Raw genomic sequence first — 21,779 nt, forward strand, 5'->3', positions numbered from 1 at the left:
TCAGGAGGGATGGCGCTTGGCTGCCATAATTCGACTTTATTGCCATCAGGGTCAATAAACCAGCCAAAGCGGCCAAATTCTGAATTTTCAATACCACCAATCGGTTGACCGCCACCTTGCTCTACTTGTACGAGGGCTTGCTCTAAGTCGTCAACGACAAAGTTGAACATAAACCCTTTATCTGAGGGGGCGAAATAGTCCGTGCTATGGGCGAAAGGGGTCCAAACATGGTAGCCAAGAGTTGATTTATCTGTGTGATAAAACGCGGCGCCTCCCCAGTTTTCAATAGGGACTTGAAGATGGGTTTTGTACCAAGTTGCCAAGGCAACGGGATCGACACTTTTAAAGAAAATTCCACCGAGTCCAATGACTTTAGCCATAGCCGTAGCTGCGTTTACAGGAGTATGAATTAACTTTAGGCAATAAATGCTTAAGATACAAAAAAGCCGCGAAAAATGCGGCTTTTGGTGTTAGGAATTTATCTTAGAACTGGTAGCTGTATTGAACTGAGTAGTACATACCACTCGATTCAGTAATCGCATTAACAGGGCCTATGCCTGTGATAGAGCTGTTTTCGATCAAGTGAACTTCTTCACCTTTAATATAAGCGATACCAAAGTCAACTGTGTTTTGTGGGTTGATGTGGTAGCTCATACCCGCTGTGTACCAGTTACGGTCAGAATCTGGGAATGAAATAGAGCTGATTTCGTTCACAACGCCTTGGTCATGCATATAACCTGCACGTACAGTGAATTGTTCGTTGATTGTGTAAGTACCACCTAGGCTGAATAACCATGAATCTTTCCATTGGTATTCTTTCAGCGCAACATCACCTACGGCTTGAATCACTCCAACAGCTGGAATGGTTGCAACACCATCTTTAGCTGTGATTTGTTCAAAATTACCCCATTGGGTGTGCTGCGCTGTATAGTGCAGAGCAAACTTAGGGGTGATTTGATGAAAACCTGCAACTTGGAAGATATCCGCTAGCGGTACATCTAAACTATCAAAACTGGTGGCAACAGCCACTTGTCCAACATTTGGTATATTGGTTGATGTAATGGTATTAACATCACCTTTAACATTCACTGTTGGGCTGAAGCGGTAACTGATACCGAAACGATTGTCTTTATCTAACTCAATTGTGGCACCCACAATACCACCAAACGCCCAACCGTCAGCGTCGACGTCAACCAGAGGTGTCGCGCCCATGTTACGGGTTAAACGGCCTTCACCGTAAATGGCATCAATACCAGCACCGATACTGAACATGTCATTAATACGGTATGAAAGGCTGGTGTTAAAATTAACCGTTGTTACTTCTGTTTCGCCAAGCAGATCATAAGGTGCTGGTGAGCCTGCTGGTAAACTCTTTGAAAGTGAGCTGGCATCGGTACCGGTACCAAAGTTAGAGAAAGCGGCAAAACCTACGGCGAACTTATCGTCGATGGGGTGGATGTAGAAAATATTAGGGATAATTTTAGAGCTACCTGCGTCATCGATGCTGCCTAAGTCAACGGCACCACCGGCAAAGTTAACATCTTTAACATCAACAGTAATATCGGCATAAGTTAAGCCGAAGGAGATCGCATCTTTATCGAATAATGCCATAGCAGCAGGGTTACGTGATAACACAGAAGCGTTATCGGCAATAACCGCATCACCCGCAAATGCACGGCCCATACCCGTTGCTGATTGGCTGTTTAGTTGAAAACCTGAAGCTAAGGTTTGTGTGCTTGCTAATGCGACAGAAACGGCAATGAGTGTCTTGTTGAATGTTTTCATTATTATTCTCTCTATTTTTTATAAGTATTGGATTTTTATTCGGTCCTAGTCCGCCGAAAGTATTTAAATCCATTTATTAGTCTCCGGCATCTTATGGATTCAATGTACCCTCAACAAGTCCGACCAGAAGTGAAATATGTTAATTTTCAGTTAATTAAAAGTCTTTAAAACAAGAGTGATACTTTAGTATGCTTGAATGGTCTGGCCAGATGCTTGATATGAAGGGCTTTGGGTGCCGCTATGGGTTTCAATTGAAGTTAACGGTTTGTAATGGTGCGTAGGGTATTTAAAAGGATACAAAATGTAAAAAGCGCACACTTGTGCGCTTTTAAACATATAGAAGCATATCTAGATTAGAGTGCAGACTTAAATTGTTCGAACTCTGTCGTTACTTTTTCACTTGGAGCAGAGAATTTACTGACTAAAATACCCGCAATAGTCGCGAATATAAACCCAGGAAGGATTTCGTATACTTCAAAAATGCCACCAGTGAGTTGCTTCCAAATCACCACAGTCAATGCGCCGACAATAATAGTGGCGATAGCGCCATTACGGCTGTATTGCTTCCAAAACAAGGATAACAAGACTACGGGACCAAAGGCCGCACCAAAGCCTGCCCAAGCATAACTCACTAGGCTAAGTACGCTACTTTCAGGATTGAGTGCTATCACACCTGCAATCACAGCGATAGCGAGCACGCCTAAACGACCTACCATCATTAGCTCGCGATCATCGGCCTTTGGGCGCAACCATTTACGGTAGAAATCTTCGGTGATGACACTTGAGCAGACTAAGAGTTGCGAGTCGATAGTACTCATGATTGCCGATAAAATAGCGGCGATTAATAGCCCACCAATCCATGGGTTAAACGCTGCTTGAGCTAAATGGATAAATACCGTTTCAGAATTGGCTAATGGCTCTTTGGCGAAATAGAGCGAGCCTGCGATACCTGTTGCTAACGCGCCAATGAGAGATAACACCATCCAGCTCATGGCTATACGGCGTGACAAGGGCAGGGCATCGGCACTGCCTATCGCCATAAAACGCGACAAAATATGTGGCTGACCAAAATAACCTAGGCCCCATGCGAGCAAAGATAACATGCCGATGGCAGTGGTTTTGTCATTGACTAATGCCAACATTGCGGGATCAATCGTTTCAATACCTGCATGGCTTTCGGGGTGAGCGAAAACGGCAAAAGGGACAATCAATAGGGCGATGAGCATTAAACTACCTTGGAAAAAGTCAGTCCAACACACGGCAAAGAAACCGCCAATAAAGGTGTAACCGACTATGATGGCCGAGCCAATCACTAGGGCTGCGGTGTAATCAAGCCCAAAGACTTTCTCAAACAAAATCGCGCCACCGACCATGCCAGAGGAGGCATAGAAAGTAAAAAACACCAGAATAGTGATTGCGGAAACGAGCTTGAGATAGCCTTGGGTATCGTGGAAACGTTTCTCGAAAAAATCCGGTAAAGTGAGGGCGTTATCGGCGAGTTGGGTATAAATGCGCAGTCGCTTGGCAACAAATAACCAGTTTAGCCAAGCACCAATAATTAATCCTACGCCAATCCAGGCTGCACCTAAGCCGCTTAAGTAAACTGCGCCGGGTAACCCCAGTAACAGCCAACCTGACATGTCAGATGCACCCACGCTGAGTGCGGTCACTGCGGGACCCATTTTGCGGCCACCTAAAATATAATCATCAACAGTATCGGTAGCACGGTAAGCCCAAAAACCTATGCCCATCATCAATACTAAGTAACCAACAAATGTGATTAAAATCGGGGTTTCAATCGTCATCTTGCCTTTTCCCATCTTTTTATTATTAAAAGTGGCAAGCATGCTACCAGATGTTTGAACGTGCGCCCATTAGCAGATGTAAGTGTGATTGAAATCTAACCTCCGATAACATGAAAATATCGGAGATTGATTTTTAAATGCAATTTATAACAATAGCTTAAATAAATATATTATTGATTTCGTCTTTTATATAGCTAAGGTCAGCTTGATCCTCACCTATGAGCAAAATAAATGCATCGGGCGTTTCAAAGCCCATCCCTTGATATTTACCGTCGGCGAAGGTTTTATCCAACACCATACGTTTCTCGAGTGGCACGATAAAGAGTGTCACCTTACTTTGTTCGCCCTGAAGTACTAAGTGCAGGCTTTTTACCCCTTGAAAATCGCAATAAGAGGTGTAATACACTTTGCCCGGTTGTTGGGTAAATTTGGCATTGCCAAAGTCTTTTATCGACGCAAGCTGGGCATTGACTTGACTAAAATTGACATTTTGATCGACATGCAAGGCAATATCTTCATGGTAGACATGGGCCAGTGCATGTTCAGCCAAATCAATAGGCCCTAAGCGTAATAGGCTGAAGCTGATCCCTACCACAAACGCAACCGAGGCTGCCATGGCCACTAAAAAAAACGTTTGCCGGCGCTGTTTATGGTGCTGTTGTAACTGCTGACGCAAAATGAGTTTGTCGGCGAGATCCTCAGCCACATCTACTTTCAATGCGTTGCTCAGTTTGGCATCAAGGTTTTTAAGCTCATTGATTAGGGCTTGGTTTTCTGGCTTGGCATTGATCTGCGCCAGAAAGTCAGCATCTTGATTATGAGGATCTTCATAAGCTTGACGTCTAAATTTAAGCTCATCCATTGGATTGACCTCTCACATCATTCTTCTCAAGTAATTCTTTCAATTGGCTCCTCGCCCGAAATAAACGCGTCATTACGGTGTTGCGATTGAGCTCCATCAGCTCGGCGATTTCATCGCCGCTAAAGCCACCAATGAGCTGGAGTAAGAGTGGTTCACGGTATTCGATATCCAGCTTGCCAATTTGTCGACGGATCAGATATTGCTCGGTCTGCTCTTCACTGCTATTGGAGATATTGTCCTCTAAGGTATCTTGCTCAACGTCGGAATAATCGAACTGTTTACGCTCGAAACGCCGCGCATTTTCACGCCTAAGAATCGTGATCAGCCAAGCTTTCGCCGCTTTATCATCCTTGAGGGAATCCAAAGAGCGCCACGCCCGCAAGAAGGTTTCTTGGGTAATGTCTTCAGCCACGTGCTTATCGCCGCATAACCAATAGGCGTAGCGGAAAATGTCTGCATGTAGCGCCTTGACTAGGCTGTTGTATCGTCGTTGTTTGCTTAGCATGTCAGAAGAGACCGCGGGCTCGACGGATTTCTTGCGCCAGTTAGCAAACATTTTTTATCTTTGGGCTTTTTGGCGGAATATTTAGCATAGTAGCACTCGCTTCTTTGTCATTAACCCCATCATTTATTTAGGATTCAGTGGGCTTAATGGCGCTGATTTTGGGTTTGAATGTTTATGCTCACAGGCCTTAACCGCGTTAAGTAAGGCGGTACATTCGGCGCTTAAGTGGCTATTTGTATTGTTAGAATTCGCACTGCTCGTATTAGCACTGTCAGTATGGTGGCTCTTATCGGCCTTCGCACTGTAGGCTTTGATTTGCAGTTGCTGTATCGCTGCTGCCAGTTGCGGTGACTGCTCAGCAATCTTATCTAATGTCATAGGTGTTTGCTGTAACTCACTGAAATATTGCTGCAATTGCAACATAATTCGGCTCACATCGCCACTGGCGCAGGCTTGCTCTAATCCTTTCAAGCCGGAGGCAGTCACTGATTGTGCTGAACTGATTGAAGAGTTTACTGCAATTGGGGCGGCCGTTTGATTTTTTAAGGCGCGGCGCCAAGCGACTAAGGTGATAATCCAAGCGACTAGAGTGACCAGCCATAGAGCAGCAAAAACCGTGGTTAGCCAAGACCAGCCCTTATCGGCCGCGGAGTTGGTTTCCCATGTTGGTTGAGCTGGCGTATCACTGACAGCACCACCTTCAACGATTATGGTACGTGCGGGCAGCGTTGCAGTTTCTTGACGTTTAAGGCGCGGATTCCACCAAGGCACTTTGATTTCGGGCAAGGTAAAGGTGCCCGCTTTGCTGGGAACGATTGCCGAAGTAATACTGTACTGCGAAACAATTTGTGCATCGCGCACAAAGGTCTGCCGCTGGGGTTTTTCTGGGTATGACTTGAGTTCATCGGGCAGAGTTTGCAGTATATCAGGCAGACTATTTTCATCAGCATTGGAAGCCAACAGCGTAATAGTGCGGGTGATAGGGCTACCGACGGTAAACTTTTTAATATCTTCAGGGAAGTTTTCTTTTAGCGCCACTAAATCGGCAACTAGCCATTGGCCTTGGAAACTTGTTGGTGCGGGATTCACTTGAACTGTCAGTGAGGGCGCGCCTGCTTGCATTGGGCGGCTTTCATTAAAGCCAAACATGCCGCCGCGGCGTTGGGATTCTACCAGCACATCGCCAGCAAAGGTTGCACCTTTGATATTCACTTGGCCGGGCAAATCGGGAATGATGCCATAGGTGCGTTCAATCACGCGGTAACGTCGGCCATCGACTATCTCTGAACCATCCCTATCTTCTCCGATTTGTTTGATCTGTGCGCCTTCGATCACAGGTGCACTCAATACGCCCCTTTGTAATTCTACCGCCAGATAGAGTTTCACCTTGTAGGTAATGAGCTGCCCAACATAGGCTTCGTCGGTAGAGACTTTGGCGTCAATGAACAGATTGTTCATTTGCGCGGGCTGGCTACCGGTTTCTACCACTTTGAGAGGAATAGGCGATGAGCTGACGCCGTCAATACTAAAGGCTGGAATGGTTAACTGGCCTTGTTGTTTTGGCGCGAGCAGCACTTGCCAGCGGGTTTCTTTGACCGCATCGAAGTTCATGATTTGCGTGCTGCGACTCACGCTAGTACGGCCGACAATAAAATCTTTCAGTAGGGCGGATGTGTCTAGCTTACCGGTATCGACTTCGTCATCGACACTGATGTTGAGCACAAAGTATTCGCCCTCCATCACTGGGTTGCGATCGACCGAGGCCTCAATTTTGCTAAGTGCAAAGGCGGGATGGGCCACTCCGATGGCAAGGAGTAGCAGGATAAAAAATTGTCTCGTCACCACTGTTCGTTATCCTTTGATATTTGGCCATTTTGACGGCGTTTTTGATATTCCAACTGCATCTTGTTGCGCAGTAACACTTGCGGATCTTCACTCACGCCCCTCAGTGCTCGTTGCATTTCTGCGGGCAGTGGCTCGCTATTGGTTGGCGGTGCCTCGACCGATTCACTCATAGCAGCCTCTTGTTTATCTTGCGCATTTTGCTCAGAAGCTTCTTTGGCGGCAACGCTTTGCTTTTCTTGTTCTGCTGACTTTTGCTCTTCAGCATCGGCTTTAGCCTGCGCTTGCATCTTAGCTTCATTTTCTACAGGTGAATTGTCTACCGGCTCATTTTCCTGCGCATCCTGCTCGCCATTTTGCTGCTTGGCTTCATCCTGCTGATCCTGAGCATTGCCATTTTGCTTATCTTGCTCAGACTGTTGCTCATCCGTTTTTTGCTGCTCAGGGCTTTGATCCGCGTCGGCATCGTCCTGTTGATCCTGAGACTTTTGTCCCGCTTGATCTTGCTTATCTTTCTGAGCGCTATCTTGGTCAGATTGCTGTTTATCCTGCGATTTTTGGTCACCGGATTGTTGGTCGCCAGACTGTTGATCACCTTGTTGATCTTGGTTCTTATCCTGTTGCTCGTTTTTACCTTGCTGTTCCTGCAATAACTTTTCAGCAAGTTCAAGGTTGGCCTTGGCCGCAGGGAAATCAGCTTGTTTCTCAAGCGCGGCTTGATAGCGCTCCTTGGCCTTATCGGGTTTACCGAGTTGCATCAACGCATTGCCTTGATTGTAGAGGCCTTGGGCTGAACTATCTTGCTCGAAGGTTTTCAGTGCTTGCGCAAAATCACCGGCTTTGTATTGGGCGCTGCCACGCCATTGGGGCGACTCAAACTGCTTAGCGGCGTTTGCGTAATCTTGGGATTGATAGGCCTGCATCGCTTGTTGATCTGTGGTTTTCCACACATTATCCCAGGCATTGTCCCACACACTGGCATGGGCTGGCTGAGGCACAGCCGCGAGCAGTAAGCTGCCAGCAAGAGTGATAAATCCAACACTGGCCACGATTCCATGTCTAAAGCTGAAAAGGGCGGGTAGCAGTAATAATAAGGCGAGGTAAGGACCGAGATCCTGCCAAGTTTCACCATCAAGATCAGTGGCTTTCGCATCGCCAGCATCGCTTAACCATTGCTGTAATTGGGCGAGATCATTACCGTCGGTGCGATTCTGGATCAAAACGCCTTTGTTATTCGCGGCCAGTTTTTGCAGCAGAGCGAAATCAGTGCTGGCCACGACGACTTCGTTGCTGCTGTCGCGCTGCAATTGTCCATCGGGTAGACGGATTGGCGCGCCTTGGCTGGTACCAAAAGCGACGACGGCAAGACGATATTGCGTGCCATTTAATGCCGAGTTAGCCTCATCAAACTGGGCTGTTGTGATGCCATCTGTCATCAGGATAATATCACCGCGAATATGGCCACCCTGAGCCAGTAGCGTTTTGGCTTGGGTCAAGCCTGCCGCTAAGTTTGAGCCACGAACGGGCATGATCTCAGGACTTAAGGTCGGCAGTAAATTGAGTAATGTGCCGGTATCACGGGTTAATGGGCTGATAGTAAAGGCATCGCCGGCAAAGGCGACTAAACCTGTTTCACCTTCTTTAAGATTACGCAGGAGATCCGTTGCCCTAAATTTGGCTTGGGTTAACCGATTCGGCGCAAGATCGGTGGCGAACATAGATACGGACATGTCCATCACCAGTACGCGGCCTTGCTCGGCGGCAAACACAGGTAAGGATTGTTTATTCACGGCAGGTCCGGCGAGTGCTAAGGTCGCAATCAACCAAGTGAAGGCTAATAAATGCAACGGACGGCGGGATTTCTTATTGCCTTGGGTGACCAATATCTTGGCTAAGTGCGGCGCAATATAACGATTCCAAGCGCTGTGGCTCTCGTGTTGCCGCCATAAACTCAACAAGGCTAAGGCTAGCGGTACTAGTGCGAGTAGCCATTCGGGACGAATAAAATGTAGGTTCATTATTTGATGTTCCCCTGTGAAGTGGTTGCGACAGAGGGTTTAACGCGGCGCGCTGCAAACAGTGGCAATTGACCTAAGGCAATCAACAGACTCGTCAGTAATGCCAGTGCCAGCGGCCAATAGAACAGATCTGCCTGCGGACGATAGCTTAATTGATCGCGACTCACGGGTTCGAGTTTATCGATTTCTTGGTAAATCTGGTCTAGCTCTTGGCTGTTACGGGCGCGAAAATAACGGCCGTGGGTGACGTCGGCGATATGCTTAAGTTGGTTTTCATCCAGATCCATCGAAGGATTAACCCGCTCACGGCCAAAGAGTGTACGGCGCTCCATTACATCTGCGCCCACACCAACCGTATAAATGGTAACTTTACGATTAGCGGCAATTTGCGCTGCTTGCTCTGGTTCAATATTGCCCGCGTTGTTAGAACCGTCGGTCAATAAAATCAATACTCTATTACTCTCGTCCATTTTATCGAAGCGTTTTACCGCTAGAGCGATAGCTTCACCTATGGCGGTTTGCTTACCGACTAAGCCAATTTGTGCTTCTTTTAAAAATTGCGCCACTGAACGTCTATCTTGGGTCAGCGGCGCCTGTAAATAGGCGTGATCGGCAAAGAGGATCAAGCCGATACGATCACCCTTGCGGCGCTCGATAAAGTCACTGACGACGTGCTGAATTAAAGTGAAACGGTCAACGGTTTTGCCATTCACCACCATGTCTTCAATCTGCATACTGCCGGATAAATCCACCGCCATCATCAAATCGCGGCCTTGGCTTGGCAGTTCGATAGGTTCACCAAGCCATTGAGGACGAGCAATAGCGAGCACTAACAGGCACCACATCAGCCAGTAGCGTTTGCGACTCTGGCGCGTGTTGGCCGCTAAGCTTTGTTTGCCCGTTTGGCTTATTCCGGGTAATTGCAGCCGGCCACCATCCACTTGCACGGTTTGTTGGCGCCAAAAAATCAAAGGTAAAGGCAATAATATCAATAGCCAAGGCCATGCAATTGTTAACATTGTGCCTCCGCTTTTTCAGTGTCAGTTTGCTGGGTTGGCGCTTGGCTTTTAGCTCGAGCGTCGCCACTAGCTTGAACGTAGCCTTTAGCTTGAACAAGATTCGGCTCAGGCGCACTCAGTTTTGCTTTCGATGCCAACCAAGCCTGTGTGAGTTGATGCAATTCATTGGCTTCAGCTAAGGTCAATGGCGAAGCCTGATGGCGTTTGGCCAACAAGGCGCCAATACGTTGGCGTTTATGCTCGGGTAAATAGCTGTCTAACCAAGCCGCCCAAGCTTCACCATCTAAGGAGGCTATCGCTTCTCTGCTGAGGTAACTCATGGCGGTGCGCTTTAATAGGCTGTTGACGTCAGAGGCATAGGAAGTCGCTTGTTTATCGAGCTGATTGAGTAACTGCTTCGCGGCTTTTTTCGGCGCTAAGTAACGGGCGCGTTTTCTTAGCCAGATAACTAAGAGTGTGATGAGGGCAATCACAAGTGCTAAAACCAGCCAATAACCGATTGCCCAAGGCCAAGCGCCGATCGGTTCGGGATGAATAATATCCTGCAGTTGTGCAAGGGCTGGATTTGGCGCCGTAGAAGGCATAGGTACTGTTGCCTGTGGATTTGCTATTTCTGAATTCACTGTTGCTGGATCCATAGTTAACGCAATAATTCCAATTGGTGGGCTAGGGGAGCACCCGCATCTATGATCTGGGTGCGTACGCGCAGTTGTTGCATCATGGCGATAAAGTCCTTTTGCTGACGCAACTGAATGTCGAGCCAAGCCTGATAACTGTGGCGGCTAAGCACTAAGTCCTCATCCCCATCCCGTACCGGCAAATTAAAGTTGTGTGGTAACGGCAGTGTACCTTGACGCAGGGGATCGGTAATAAGATAGGCACCCACATCGCAATGACGCTTAAGCTCGGTGAGAGGCGCGATACATTGGGGACTAAAATGGCTGCCATCTGTCACTATCCAAACTAAGGAGCCGGGTTTGGCGATACGTTGTAATCGCTGACAGGCACGCAGGATATGGTCAGGATCGCGCTGGCCACTGCCAACATGATTGAGCTGATTTTCGTGTACACGGCGCAGGCCTGAGATCAATTGCAATATGCCCTGACGACGGCTGCGGGGTTTGAGCTCTAAATGCTCAGACTCGCTGGCGATCAAGGCGCCGAGTCGATCGCCATGGTTAATCGCATTCCAACCTAAGGTGGTCGCAAGGTGTCCTGCTTGCACCGATTGCAGCAATAAACTCGAACCAAAATAGAGGCTTTGGCTCAAGTCGATTAACAATAAAATAGGGCGCTCACGTTCTTCGACAAATAATTTAGTGTGAGTTGTGCCTGTACGAGCGGTAACGCGCCAATCAATGGTGCGCACATCGTCGCCCTGTTGGTAGTGGCGCACCTCGGCAAACTCCATACCGCGGCCTTTGATTAAGCTGCTGCGATGGCCCGCTAAGTTAGCGCGGGCACGGCTATAACGCTCTGGCATAGCTCGGGCGATATTTTGGCACGCCAGCAGCTCTTGCTCGGTTAAATGCAAGCCATCGGCAAAAAGCGGCAAGCCATCGACCGAGGCTGAGAGTCGCGCTGTGTCACTCATCTTATTTCACCTTTATCTTCACCGTTAAGGTACTGCAACTTGACTTAAGATGTGGTTGATCACGTGATCGCGGCTGACGCCCTCGGCTTGTGCTTGGTAGCTGAGTAGGAGTCTATGGCGTAATACATTTGGCGCAACAGCTTGAATGTCTTCCGGTGAAACAAAGTCCCGCTCGTGCAGCCAAGCACGGGCGCGGGCGCAGCGTTCTAATGAAATAGTTGCGCGCGGGCTGACGCCGTACTCAAGCCACTTAGCTAAGTCTTCGCTATAACGTAAAGGCTCACGGGTCGCCATCACGATTTCGACTATGTACTTTTCGAGCGGCTCGGCGAGATAGATTTCCATGGCTTCGTCACGGGCGGCAAACACATCTGCTTGTGCAATCGGCTCAGTGGTTGGCAATTCGTGGGTCAGCGCTTCTTTGCGGGATTGACGCAGAATTTCGATTTCAGTCTCGCCGCTCGGGTAATCAAGGTTTAAGTGCATCAGAAAACGGTCAAGCTGTGCTTCGGGCAGCGGGTAAGTGCCTTCGTTCTCTAATGGATTTTGGGTGGCCATTACTAAAAACAGCGGCGGTAGCTTATAGCTGTGCTTACCAACTGTGACTTGACCTTCGGCCATGGCTTCTAATAAGGCTGACTGAACTTTGGCTGGGGCGCGGTTAATTTCGTCCGCCAGGATTAAATTGTGGAAAATCGGTCCGGCTTCAAATTCGAAGGTGCCAGTTTGCGAGCGATAGATATCTGTGCCAGTTAAGTCGGCGGGCAGCAGATCTGGGGTAAATTGAATGCGGTGAAAATCGCCCTCAACCCCGTCACATAAGGCTTTCACTGCACGGGTCTTTGCCAGCCCCGGTGGTCCTTCAACTAATAAGTGGCCATTGGCAATTAAGGCAATGAGCAGATTTTCGGTCAATACTGGCTGCCCTAAAACAACCTTATTTAGGTAAGTGCGTAATGCGTGGAAGCGACTCAAAGGCATGATGCTACTCGTTTTATTATGTTGAAAATACGTGTGTGGGCTATAGACAACAGCTATGGTAAAGAATTCCCTTAGGGTTTGGCTAGTGTTAAAAAAACAAACAGGTGTTTAAAACTTGCTGACAAGAAGTTAGAATCAGATCACACTTTAATGGTCAGACCTGTTATTGGGCGTTTTTCGCCGTAAAACAATGGGTCAAACACGGAAATCGATAGCGCCGCCTGAAATCTCTCAGCGATTGCGCACATAAAGAGGGTGACAAATGAGTGATAGACAACAGGTTACGAACGCCAAGGGTGAACGTATCGCCATTGTAGCGGGTTTAAGAACGCCCTTTGCAAAGCAAGCCACGGCATTCCACGGCGTATCGGCGCTCGATATGGGCAAAATGGTGGTCAATGAATTATTGGCGCGCTCAGAACTCGATCCTAAGCTGATTGAGCAATTAGTCTATGGACAAGTCGTGCAAATGCCGGCTGCACCTAACATTGCCCGTGAAATCGTACTCGGTACTGGCATGAATGTGTCGACCGATGCCTATAGTGTCACTCGCGCCTGTGCAACTAGCTTTCAATCTGCCGTAAACGTGGCTGAATCTATCATGACGGGTAATATCGAAATCGGTATTGCGGGCGGCGCCGACTCTTCCTCTGTATTGCCTATCGGTGTATCGAAAAAATTAGCCCATGCGTTAGTCGATCTGAATAAAGCCCGTAGCTTTGGGCAAAAGTTACAAATTTTCCGCCGTTTAGGTTTAAAGGATTTATTACCTGTGCCGCCTGCGGTGGCAGAGTACTCAACGGGCTTGTCTATGGGACAAACCGCCGAGCAGATGGCAAAAACCTACAATATTAGCCGTGCCGATCAAGATGCCTTAGCGCACCGCTCACATACCTTAGCGAGCGAAACTTGGGCTTCTGGCCATTTGCGTGACGAAGTTATGGTCGCGCATATACCGCCGTATAAGCAGTTTATCGATCGCGATAACAATATCCGCGAAAACTCAGTATTGGAGTCATATGCTAAGTTGCGTCCTGCATTCGACAAACAACATGGTACTGTGACGGCGGCCAATAGTACGCCACTGACTGATGGTGCCTCAGCGATTATCTTGATGAGTGAAGGTCGAGCCAAAGCCTTAGGTTATCAACCTATTGGTTATATTAAGAGTTACGCTTTTAGCGCCATTGATGTGTGGCAAGATATGCTGATGGGACCGTCCTACGCGACGCCACTGGCGTTAAAACGTGCTGGAATGGAATTAGAAGATCTTACTCTGATTGAAATGCACGAAGCCTTTGCTGCGCAGACATTAGCGAACATGCAGATGTTTGCTTCGAAAAAATTTGCCGAAGAAAAACTCGGCCGCAACCGCGCGATTGGCGAAATAGACATGAGCAAGTTTAACGTGCTCGGTGGCTCGCTCGCTTATGGTCATCCTTTTGCGGCAACGGGAACCCGTTTAATCACCCAAGTGTGTCGTGAGCTAAAGCGCCGTGGTGGTGGAACTGGCTTAACGACGGCTTGTGCGGCCGGTGGTTTGGGTGTGGCTATGATAGTGGAAGTGGAGTAATCGGCATGGAAAAGACCTTTAATTTAACCCGCCGCGACGACGGCATTGCCATTTTGACTATGGATGTTCCTGGCGAAACCATGAACACCCTAAAAGCACAGTTTGGCCCTGAAATCAGTGAGATTCTGGCTGAGATTAAAAGCGATCCTCATATTCGTGGGCTCGTGCTGATCTCGGGCAAGAAAGATTCTTTCGTCGCGGGCGCGGACATTTCTATGCTCGATGCCTGTAAAACGGCGGCCGATGCCAAAGCCTTATCCCAGCAAGGGCATGTGGTTTTTAATGAGTTAGAAGCCTTAAAAATTCCTGTAGTGGCGGCAATCCATGGTGCCTGTTTAGGTGGTGGTTTAGAGTTAGCCTTAGCTTGTCATCAAAGGGTATGTAGCGACGATGGTAAAACCATGCTCGGCGTACCGGAAGTTCAACTTGGCTTATTACCTGGAGGCGGTGGGACTCAACGTTTGCCTCGTTTAGTCGGTATTACCACCGCCTTAGACATGATGTTGACCGGTAAACAAATCCGTCCTAAACAAGCCTTGAAAATGGGCTTAGTGAATGATGTTGTACCGCAGACCATTTTGCTGCAAACCGCAGTTGAGATGGCGCTTGCAGGTAAACGTGCACCGAAACCTGTTAAAAAGTCACTCGTTAATCAAGTGCTTGAAGGCACGAGATTTGGCCGTAACATTATTTTTGATCAAGCGACTAAACAAGTCGAAAAGAAAACCCAAGGTAATTATCCAGCACCAGCCAAGATTATTGACTGCGTGCGTCAAGGGATTGCGAAGGGGATGCAAAAAGGGCTAGAAGTCGAAGCGAGTCACTTTGCTGAATTAGTGGTATCAAAAGAATCTGAAGCGCTGCGCAGTATTTTCTTCGCCACCACTGAAATGAAGAAAGAAACCGGCGCTGAGGGTGCTACACCGCGCAAAGTGAAGAAAGCGGTGATCTTAGGTGGCGGTTTAATGGGCGGAGGCATTGCCTCTGTGACGACTACTAAGGCTAAAATCCCCGTTCGCGTCAAAGACATCAGCGAAAAAGGTTTAAGCAATGCATTAGCCTACGCTTATAAGTTGTTGGATAAAGGGGTAAAGCGCCGCCATATGACGCCTGCTGCCCGTGACAACTTAATGGCGCTGATGACCACAACCACTGAGTATAAAGGCGTTAAAGATGCCGACATCGTTGTGGAAGCGGTATTTGAAGACTTAGCGCTTAAGCATCAAATGGTGAAAGACATTGAGCGTGAGTGTGGTGAGCACACGATTTTTGCGTCAAACACCTCATCTTTGCCGATTAGCCAAATCGCCGAGGCGGCGACGCGTCCTGAAAATGTGATTGGTCTGCATTATTTCTCGCCAGTAGAGAAAATGCCGCTGGTGGAAGTGATTGCCCACGCTAAAACGTCGCCAGAAACCATTGCGACTACTGTCGCATTTGCCCGTAAGCAAGGTAAAACACCGATAGTGGTACAGGATGGCGCGGGTTTCTACGTGAACCGTATTCTGGCTCTGTATATGAATGAGGCTGCGCAATTACTACTCGAAGGCCAAAGTGTTGAGCATTTGGATAAAGCTTTAGTGAAATTTGGCTTCCCTGTGGGACCTATTACTTTGCTCGACGAAGTGGGTATCGACGTGGGCGCAAAAATTTCACCGATCCTTGAGAAAGAATTGGGTGAACGTTTTAAAGCGCCAGCCGCATTTGACAAGCTTTTAGGTGACGATCGTAAAGGCCGCAAAAATGGCAAAGGATTTTATCAATACGGCCAAAAAGACTCTAGCAAGAAAGCGAAAGTCGTCGATGAGAGTGTTTATGGCGTGTTAGGTATTAAGCCTGGCACCAATAAAGATGTAAAAGCGGTTGCTGAGCGTTGTGTCGTACAAATGCTCAATGAAGCGGTGCGTTGTTTAGATGATGGTATTATTGCATCGCCAAGAGATGGCGATATTGGCGCCATTTTCGGTATTGGCTTCCCGCCATTCCTCGGTGGCCCATTCCATTATATTGACTCTTTAGGCGCCGCGAACTTAGTGAAGATCCTTGAAGGTTATCAAAGTCAATTCGGTAACAGATTCGAACCTTGTGAGCGCTTAAAAACCATGGCTCAAGAAAACGCGCACTTTTTCTAAGTTTCAGTGAATCTAAGTCATCGTTAATCTAGGTCTTAGTTAATCAAAATTGAACAAAAAAGCGGCAGGTTATTGCCGCTTTTTTTATTGCCACAAGGCATGCTTTTGCCTAAAAAATGTTCACATTGGGGATGTGGATCTTGTATAATCCGAGCCCTTTATCGAGAGTTCGGTGTTACGTGTTCTGTACTGAGAGCGTAGCGATGAATGAGTGTTGCTCGTTTATGCATAGTGCGGAAAACTTTTTATCCTGCCGTTAAAATGACGTATTTAACATGTGCATCAATCACCAAGACTACGCGAGTAGCATTCGCATTTTGATGAGGAATTAATTTCTCTACCTTTATGATTTATTTAGTTGTTTTTAAAGAGGTGGTTTGTGGTTTTGCTGGTTATCTTTATCGCATTAATCTCGGCTTGGTACTTCGGCTTAGCTGCATTTACCGCAGGTCTTACTGTTAAGCATTGGGTGCTGCTTGGTTTTGTCCTCGGGCCTCTGGCTTATCCGCTCTTTACGACACACCGCCATTTAGCTTTGAGGAAAATCCGTTGTAGTGAGGAAGGGATATTAAATAGCTAATTTATCAATCTGTTATGTAATTTACATGGCTATATGGCTATTAGTACTTTTTATATTCACTTAAAACTAAAGGGAGCCAATGCTCCCTTTATTGTTTCTAAGCCGCGCTAGCTTAATTAACTATCACTGTACATGAGTTAGACTCATGGCTACAGAACTTAAATTAGTTCCACCAACCTTTTGCAGAAATCACTTCAAGGTGATTCAAGCCTTCAGGCAACTTAACTTTTTTACGCGCTGGCTTGGATAAACCGAGTACTTTTTTGATTGAATTCAGCATTTTAGCTCCTTAATAAAAATTTTTATTAAGCAAAAGTTGTTTCGGTAAAACGAACATTTGGTACCGCAGCAACATCAATTGATTTGAAGCGAACATTTGGTACTGCAGCAACTTCAGTTTGTTTGAAGCGAACGTTTGGTACAGCAGCAACTTCAGTTTGTTTGAAGCGGACATTTGGTACAGCAGCAACTTCAGTTTGTTTGAAGCGAACATTTGGTACAGCAGCAACTTCAGTTTGTTTGAAGCGAACGTTTGGTACGGCAGCAACTTCAGTTTGTTTGAAGCGAACGTTTGGTACGGCAGCAACTTCAGTTTGTTTGAAGCGAACATTTGGTACTGCTGAGAAGGTATCTATGCTATCTAAGGAAGTAAGATTGCTTACAGCAGCAAGCGATGATGTTAATGCTACAACAGTTAATATTCCTTTAATCATTCTAATTATCTCTCAGGGTAGTTAATATTGATTTATTATTGACACTAATAGCGCTGTTGCACTTGTTGTGCCAATGTTGTAAATCAAAATCAAATTGAGAGTTAAATGATTAAGTAATGTTGCTATTAGTGTTTGGCTTTACCATGTCTTCTTGAAGTAGCTGAGTAAATTCGCTCTCCTTTATGGCCTTACTAAAAATATAGCCTTGAATTTCTTCACAGTTGAGTGCCCGTAAAATGTTCAATTGTGCTGCTTGTTCTACCCCTTCTCCCACAACAGAAAGCCCCATGTTATGGGCGATAGTGATAATAGAATCGACCATTTTGAGATCGCGATCAGACTTATCTATATCGTCAACAAAGGCTTTGTCAATTTTTAAAGTATGAATAGGAAAGCGTTTTAAGTATGAAAGGGACGAGTACCCTGTGCCGAAATCATCGAGTGCTAAACTGACGCCCATTTTAGCCAATTGCTGCATGACGATAATCGCCGTTTCCGGCTGTTTAATGACTGTTCCCTCAGTTATTTCTAATTCAAGATGACATGCGGGGAGTTTAGTGAGTCTTAATATTGACTCTATTCGCTGTTGAATATCAGGCAGTGCAAATTGACGTGACGATAAATTGACGGCGACTCTGCCGCTGAATATGCCTTGTTCACGCCATTTTTGCGCTGCGAAACAGGCCTTGCGTAAGACAATTTCACCAATTTCAACAATCAAACCGTTTTCTTCAGCAAGTGGAATAAAGTCATTGGGGGGAATTAAACCATGTATTGGATGATTTAATCTGACTAAAGCCTCCATACCTGCAATTTTACCGCTTTTAAGATCAACCTTAGGTTGATAATAAACTTCAAATAGATCATCTTTTAAGCCTTCACGGATAAGATTTTCTATTTCTAATTGCCTAATTGCATGTTGGTTCAAGGACTCAGAATAAAACTGGTAGCAATTACCTCCCGCAGACTTAGCATGGTACATAGCAATGTCAGCCTTTCTCAGTAATGCTTGCTCGCTTTGCTCATCTTCTGGGAATAGCACTATGCCAATACTTAATCCTAGGACTAGCTGTTCATTGCTAACGTCAAATGCAGGTTTTAATCCCTCAATAATACGGTTAGCAATTGCAGCGCTGGCGCTTATATCTGAACTCTTGTCTAATACAATGGCGAATTCATCTCCGCCTAGACGATAAATACTGGTATTTTTAGAAAGTAAGGACTTAATGCGGGTAGCAACGAGCTTTAATAATGCATCCCCAATTTGATGGCCTAAGGAGTCATTAATACGTTTAAAATTATCAAGATCAAGCACCATAAGCGCATGAGCTATTTCTCGATTCACTAGGTTATTTAAGGTCACTTGTAAGTTGGAGCGATTAGGTAGTCCGGTTAAGAGATCGTTATTGGTTAATTTTCTAAGTTCTTCTTCTTGCTGCTTACGTCTTGATATATCAGAAAAAACACCGACATAGTGTGATAATTCGCCTAACTCATCATAGATAGCATCGATAGTGAGTTCCATATGGAAGTGACTATTATCTCCTCTGGCGGCTTCGACTTCATTTGCCCAGCGACCTTGCTGTTTTAACATTGTTCTAATTTGGGTGGAGAAGGTTTCTGGATATAAATCAAATGTGAGTAAGTTGCCAATAAAATCAGTTCGGTTACGTAATGAAATTTTACAGCAAGCTTCGTTGACTTCGACAAAACGGTATTCGTTGTCGAGGATAAACATGCCTTCCGAAATGTTTTCAATTGCTTTTTCAAAGAGTTTTAGCTGCTCTTCTTTTTGTTTAAATTGACTAATATTTTTAATCGTTCCAGTCATTCGCAGGGCATTATCTTTGTCATCCCGCTCTACAATCTTGGCGCGGTCTAAAATCCATACCCAATTGTCGTCTTTGCCTTTTACCCTATATGCGGCTTCAAAATGATCTGTTTCACCATAAAAATGCTTATTGAGTGCTTCACGAACACGTTCTTGATCCATAGGATGTATATTACTCTCTTCATCCGATTTACCTGAACGATGTCCATCACGGGGAAATTCAAGTGCTCCCCAAATATTGGAGCGAAAAATGTTGCCAGTTTCTATATCCCAGTCCCACATTTCATCACCACTTCCCCAAAGGGAAAGTTTTAATCTTTCTTCGCTGAGCGCTATTTGGCGTTGCACTTCTCTTTTTCGTAATATAGCTTTAATAATAAAAAAAGTTATTAGCAATGTAGTTATGAAGTAAATTAATTTTGCCCAATAAGATAGCCACCATGGAGGCGATATATAAATGTTAAGGGAGTTTACTGGACCTTTTGCTCCGGTGACAGGGTTTTCACCAAATACATTAAAAATATAATGACCAGGTGAGAGGTTTGTGTAGGTTGCAGAGTTTGTACCTTTTGCAGTAATCCATGTATCAGATAGGCCATTTAGGTTATAAAAGTACTCAATATTTTTATGACTTGACTTCGGAGAGTTGAACTTCAATGTAAATGGATAGTCTGAATATTTTAATTCAATCATTTTTGATGTTGATATACTTTTTTCTAGTGGGTTATCGCCTATATTAACAGTTTTATTAAATACTAAAAGCTCACTGATATTGGTGTTTATAACATTGTTTTCAATATAAGATATTGCATTGGCTTTATTTATGGCACTAACGCCAGTTATTCCACCAAAAAAGAAACTGCCATTCCAGAATATCCCACTCTGATTATTGTATTCTTCTTGACTACCATAGTCAGTCGTTAGTGTTAGTAATTTCCCATTTCTGCTTAAAATTAACTCATTTATGGAAGATGCCATAAAGTCATTACTATTATCAATTGCAATTGAGTAAATTGGTTTGTTTGAGTTATAAATTTTATTGATTTCTAACGTTTCTTTATTAGTCGAATAGATTGAAGTTCTAGTTCCAAAAAGATATTCATTTGGTGTCTCAGTTATGCAATAAACAAAATCATCATCAAAAATTGTTTTTTCGTTGCCGTTAGTATCTATACTTACCAATCCACCTTGAGTAGCAAGTAGAAGTGTGCCATCCAGAGTCTGTTGAATTTGGAATATTGGGTGCTTATTCTTTAGTGATAGTTTACGAATTTTTTTTCTATCTAGTAGATCAATTATGTATATGTCTGACTTACTTGTTCCTACAATTAACTCGGTTCTTTTTTGGTTTTTAAATAGAGTGACAATACTATCGCTTAATAGTGTTGTTTTTAAATCCCCATTAAACTCATAAAGGCCATTGTTACCTCCAATGATGAAAGAGTCTCTGTTCCTTATAATATATTTAGGTCCTGATATTTCCGTGTCTATTTTATCCTTGAAGATAAAGTTTGAATTATATATTTCTACTTCACTACTATCATCAGATGTCACAATTTGTTCATTGTCTAATAAGCTTATTGACCAGATGTTTCCGATAGGGTTTATTAGGGACTTTACAACATTGCTGCTGTCTCTGATTAGAATGAATCCCATATTTAATGAAGGAATTATTGTATAGTTATTCGTCCTATAGGCTTGAACTTGATTAGTGATTTCTTTCTTTTCTAATACATAACCTTTTGATGTTACCTCTGATGATTCAAGGTTTGTTTGTATTACTTGACCATCAATCACTGCTAGACCTGTATACTCACCAGCAAGAAAATTCGGTATGTCTTCTGATATTTTTTTATAAATACCATCTGATGTTAAAATATAAACTCCACTTTTGCCTTTTACTATGTCTACAGATTGTAGGGATAAAATAGTAGTTGTTGAATCTTCGTGATAATGAATAATTTTACCATCATGATTTCTTACAATGTAGCCGTTATTAGTCTTAATTGCTTTCTTTATGAAGCTAAAGCTTTCATCTTGATATGTTTTTATTATTTCTAAATTATCTTTTCTAATATCAATGATCTTGTTTTTAGTACCTATAGTATAAATTTCACCATTGTCATTTATAGACCATATGGCTTCATTTATTTGTTCCTGTTTTTTGAAGGATTCAAGTTCTGAGTCGTAAACATTTAAACCATTGTCAGTTCCAACTAACATTGTTTTATTATCAAATAATAGGCTTTGAATAAATGAACTAGAGAGACCAGAGTGATCATGTGCAAAAAAATGCTTAAATTCTTCACCGTCGAATCGATTTAATCCGTTCAAAGTACCAATCCAGATGTAACCATCATTATCTTCAATGACTGATGTGACTGTACTCTGAGATAGGCCTTCTGGGACGCCATAAGACTCAGTTTTTAAAGCGATTGGTAATTGTTGCGCTTCTGCGGTCGATAGGAAAATAGCTAGAAGAAAGAAAATTCTCAAGAGTGCTTTAGGCATAGTGTTTGTTCTTATTATCCGAGGATGC

General features: G+C 44.8%; 16 protein-coding genes. 3 read left to right on the plus strand and 13 right to left on the minus strand.

Translation table 11 applies throughout. The annotated features are described in order from the left end of the window. The 11 genes from ACHA99_RS17235 to ACHA99_RS17285 all read right to left on the minus strand — a co-directional run. Positions 1-380: VOC family protein (locus tag ACHA99_RS17235; protein WP_393944052.1), on the minus strand; the 380-nt coding region annotated here is incomplete at its 3' end. 103 nt (positions 381-483) lie between these two features. Continuing rightward, positions 484-1,785 (minus strand): OmpP1/FadL family transporter, encoded by a 1,302-nt coding sequence (locus ACHA99_RS17240; RefSeq protein WP_393944054.1) that lies wholly within the window; start codon positions 1,783-1,785, stop codon positions 484-486. Between the two features lie 353 nt (positions 1,786-2,138). Continuing rightward, positions 2,139-3,590 carry a sodium/proline symporter PutP gene (gene putP, locus ACHA99_RS17245; protein WP_105253092.1) on the minus strand — a complete coding sequence of 484 codons (1,452 nt, stop codon included), beginning with the start codon at positions 3,588-3,590 and terminating at the stop codon, positions 2,139-2,141. A 157-nt stretch (positions 3,591-3,747) separates the two neighbouring features. Continuing rightward, positions 3,748-4,452, minus strand: coding sequence for a DUF3379 domain-containing protein (locus ACHA99_RS17250; RefSeq protein ID WP_393944056.1), 705 nt, complete (start codon positions 4,450-4,452; stop codon positions 3,748-3,750). Beyond that, positions 4,445-5,008: a sigma-70 family RNA polymerase sigma factor gene (locus ACHA99_RS17255; protein WP_006085483.1), complete on the minus strand. Its 564-nt coding sequence runs from the start codon at positions 5,006-5,008 to the stop codon at positions 4,445-4,447. The genes ACHA99_RS17250 and ACHA99_RS17255 overlap by 8 nt, the downstream gene beginning before the upstream one ends. 72 nt (positions 5,009-5,080) lie before the next feature. Next, positions 5,081-6,802 (minus strand): BatD family protein, encoded by a 1,722-nt coding sequence (locus ACHA99_RS17260; RefSeq protein ID WP_393944058.1) that lies wholly within the window; start codon positions 6,800-6,802, stop codon positions 5,081-5,083. Continuing rightward, a complete protein-coding gene (locus tag ACHA99_RS17265) occupies positions 6,796-8,817 on the minus strand; it encodes a VWA domain-containing protein (protein WP_393944060.1) in 2,022 nt (673 codons plus the stop codon). The genes ACHA99_RS17260 and ACHA99_RS17265 overlap by 7 nt, the downstream gene beginning before the upstream one ends. Next, the gene (locus tag ACHA99_RS17270; protein WP_393944062.1) at positions 8,817-9,836 is read right to left on the minus strand and encodes a vWA domain-containing protein; all 1,020 of its coding nucleotides are present in this window, start codon (positions 9,834-9,836) and stop codon (positions 8,817-8,819) included. Before ACHA99_RS17270 ends, ACHA99_RS17265 begins: the two co-directional genes overlap by 1 nt. Beyond that, a complete protein-coding gene (locus ACHA99_RS17275) occupies positions 9,830-10,474 on the minus strand; it encodes a DUF4381 domain-containing protein (RefSeq protein WP_393944064.1) in 645 nt (214 codons plus the stop codon). The genes ACHA99_RS17270 and ACHA99_RS17275 overlap by 7 nt, the downstream gene beginning before the upstream one ends. Positions 10,475-10,476: 2 nt before the next feature. Continuing rightward, positions 10,477-11,430: a DUF58 domain-containing protein gene (locus ACHA99_RS17280; RefSeq protein ID WP_393944066.1), complete on the minus strand. Its 954-nt coding sequence runs from the start codon at positions 11,428-11,430 to the stop codon at positions 10,477-10,479. Between the two features lie 24 nt (positions 11,431-11,454). Beyond that, the gene (locus ACHA99_RS17285; RefSeq protein ID WP_028761051.1) at positions 11,455-12,411 is read right to left on the minus strand and encodes a MoxR family ATPase; all 957 of its coding nucleotides are present in this window, start codon (positions 12,409-12,411) and stop codon (positions 11,455-11,457) included. Positions 12,412-12,673: 262 nt separating this feature from the next. On the opposite strand from ACHA99_RS17285, the gene fadI reads away from it, so the two are divergent. From fadI to ACHA99_RS17300, 3 genes are all read left to right on the plus strand, one after another. Beyond that, positions 12,674-13,984, plus strand: coding sequence for an acetyl-CoA C-acyltransferase FadI (gene fadI / locus ACHA99_RS17290; RefSeq protein ID WP_014610833.1), 1,311 nt, complete (start codon positions 12,674-12,676; stop codon positions 13,982-13,984). Between the two features lie 5 nt (positions 13,985-13,989). Further along, positions 13,990-16,116 (plus strand): fatty acid oxidation complex subunit alpha FadJ, encoded by a 2,127-nt coding sequence (gene fadJ / locus ACHA99_RS17295; RefSeq protein WP_393944069.1) that lies wholly within the window; start codon positions 13,990-13,992, stop codon positions 16,114-16,116. A gap of 379 nt (positions 16,117-16,495) precedes the next feature. Beyond that, a complete protein-coding gene (locus ACHA99_RS17300) occupies positions 16,496-16,696 on the plus strand; it encodes a hypothetical protein (protein ID WP_263254714.1) in 201 nt (66 codons plus the stop codon). A 305-nt stretch (positions 16,697-17,001) separates the two neighbouring features. Here ACHA99_RS17300 and ACHA99_RS17305 read toward each other — a convergent pair whose 3' ends face one another. After that, positions 17,002-17,409, minus strand: coding sequence for a hypothetical protein (locus ACHA99_RS17305; RefSeq protein WP_198572770.1), 408 nt, complete (start codon positions 17,407-17,409; stop codon positions 17,002-17,004). Between the two features lie 109 nt (positions 17,410-17,518). Beyond that, positions 17,519-21,751 (minus strand): EAL domain-containing protein, encoded by a 4,233-nt coding sequence (locus tag ACHA99_RS17310; RefSeq protein WP_393944072.1) that lies wholly within the window; start codon positions 21,749-21,751, stop codon positions 17,519-17,521. Between the last annotated feature and the right edge of the window lie 28 nt (positions 21,752-21,779).

The sequence above is a fragment of the Shewanella sp. S23-S33 genome (assembly GCF_043359565.1).
Classification (GTDB): Bacteria; Pseudomonadota; Gammaproteobacteria; order Enterobacterales; family Shewanellaceae; genus Shewanella; species Shewanella oncorhynchi.

Coding starts and splice junctions, on each gene's coding strand:
- fadI (WP_014610833.1), top strand. CDS start 12,674: ATGAGTGATAGACAACAGGTTACGAACGCCAAGGGTGAACGTATCGCC.
- ACHA99_RS17250 (WP_393944056.1), bottom strand. CDS start 4,452: ATGGATGAGCTTAAATTTAGACGTCAAGCTTATGAAGATCCTCATAAT.
- ACHA99_RS17270 (WP_393944062.1), bottom strand. CDS start 9,836: ATGTTAACAATTGCATGGCCTTGGCTATTGATATTATTGCCTTTACCT.
- fadJ (WP_393944069.1), top strand. CDS start 13,990: ATGGAAAAGACCTTTAATTTAACCCGCCGCGACGACGGCATTGCCATT.
- ACHA99_RS17310 (WP_393944072.1), bottom strand. CDS start 21,751: ATGCCTAAAGCACTCTTGAGAATTTTCTTTCTTCTAGCTATTTTCCTA.
- ACHA99_RS17255 (WP_006085483.1), bottom strand. CDS start 5,008: ATGTTTGCTAACTGGCGCAAGAAATCCGTCGAGCCCGCGGTCTCTTCT.
- ACHA99_RS17305 (WP_198572770.1), bottom strand. CDS start 17,409: ATGATTAAAGGAATATTAACTGTTGTAGCATTAACATCATCGCTTGCT.
- ACHA99_RS17240 (WP_393944054.1), bottom strand. CDS start 1,785: ATGAAAACATTCAACAAGACACTCATTGCCGTTTCTGTCGCATTAGCA.
- ACHA99_RS17285 (WP_028761051.1), bottom strand. CDS start 12,411: ATGCCTTTGAGTCGCTTCCACGCATTACGCACTTACCTAAATAAGGTT.
- ACHA99_RS17280 (WP_393944066.1), bottom strand. CDS start 11,430: ATGAGTGACACAGCGCGACTCTCAGCCTCGGTCGATGGCTTGCCGCTT.
- ACHA99_RS17265 (WP_393944060.1), bottom strand. CDS start 8,817: ATGAACCTACATTTTATTCGTCCCGAATGGCTACTCGCACTAGTACCG.
- ACHA99_RS17275 (WP_393944064.1), bottom strand. CDS start 10,474: ATGGATCCAGCAACAGTGAATTCAGAAATAGCAAATCCACAGGCAACA.
- putP (WP_105253092.1), bottom strand. CDS start 3,590: ATGACGATTGAAACCCCGATTTTAATCACATTTGTTGGTTACTTAGTA.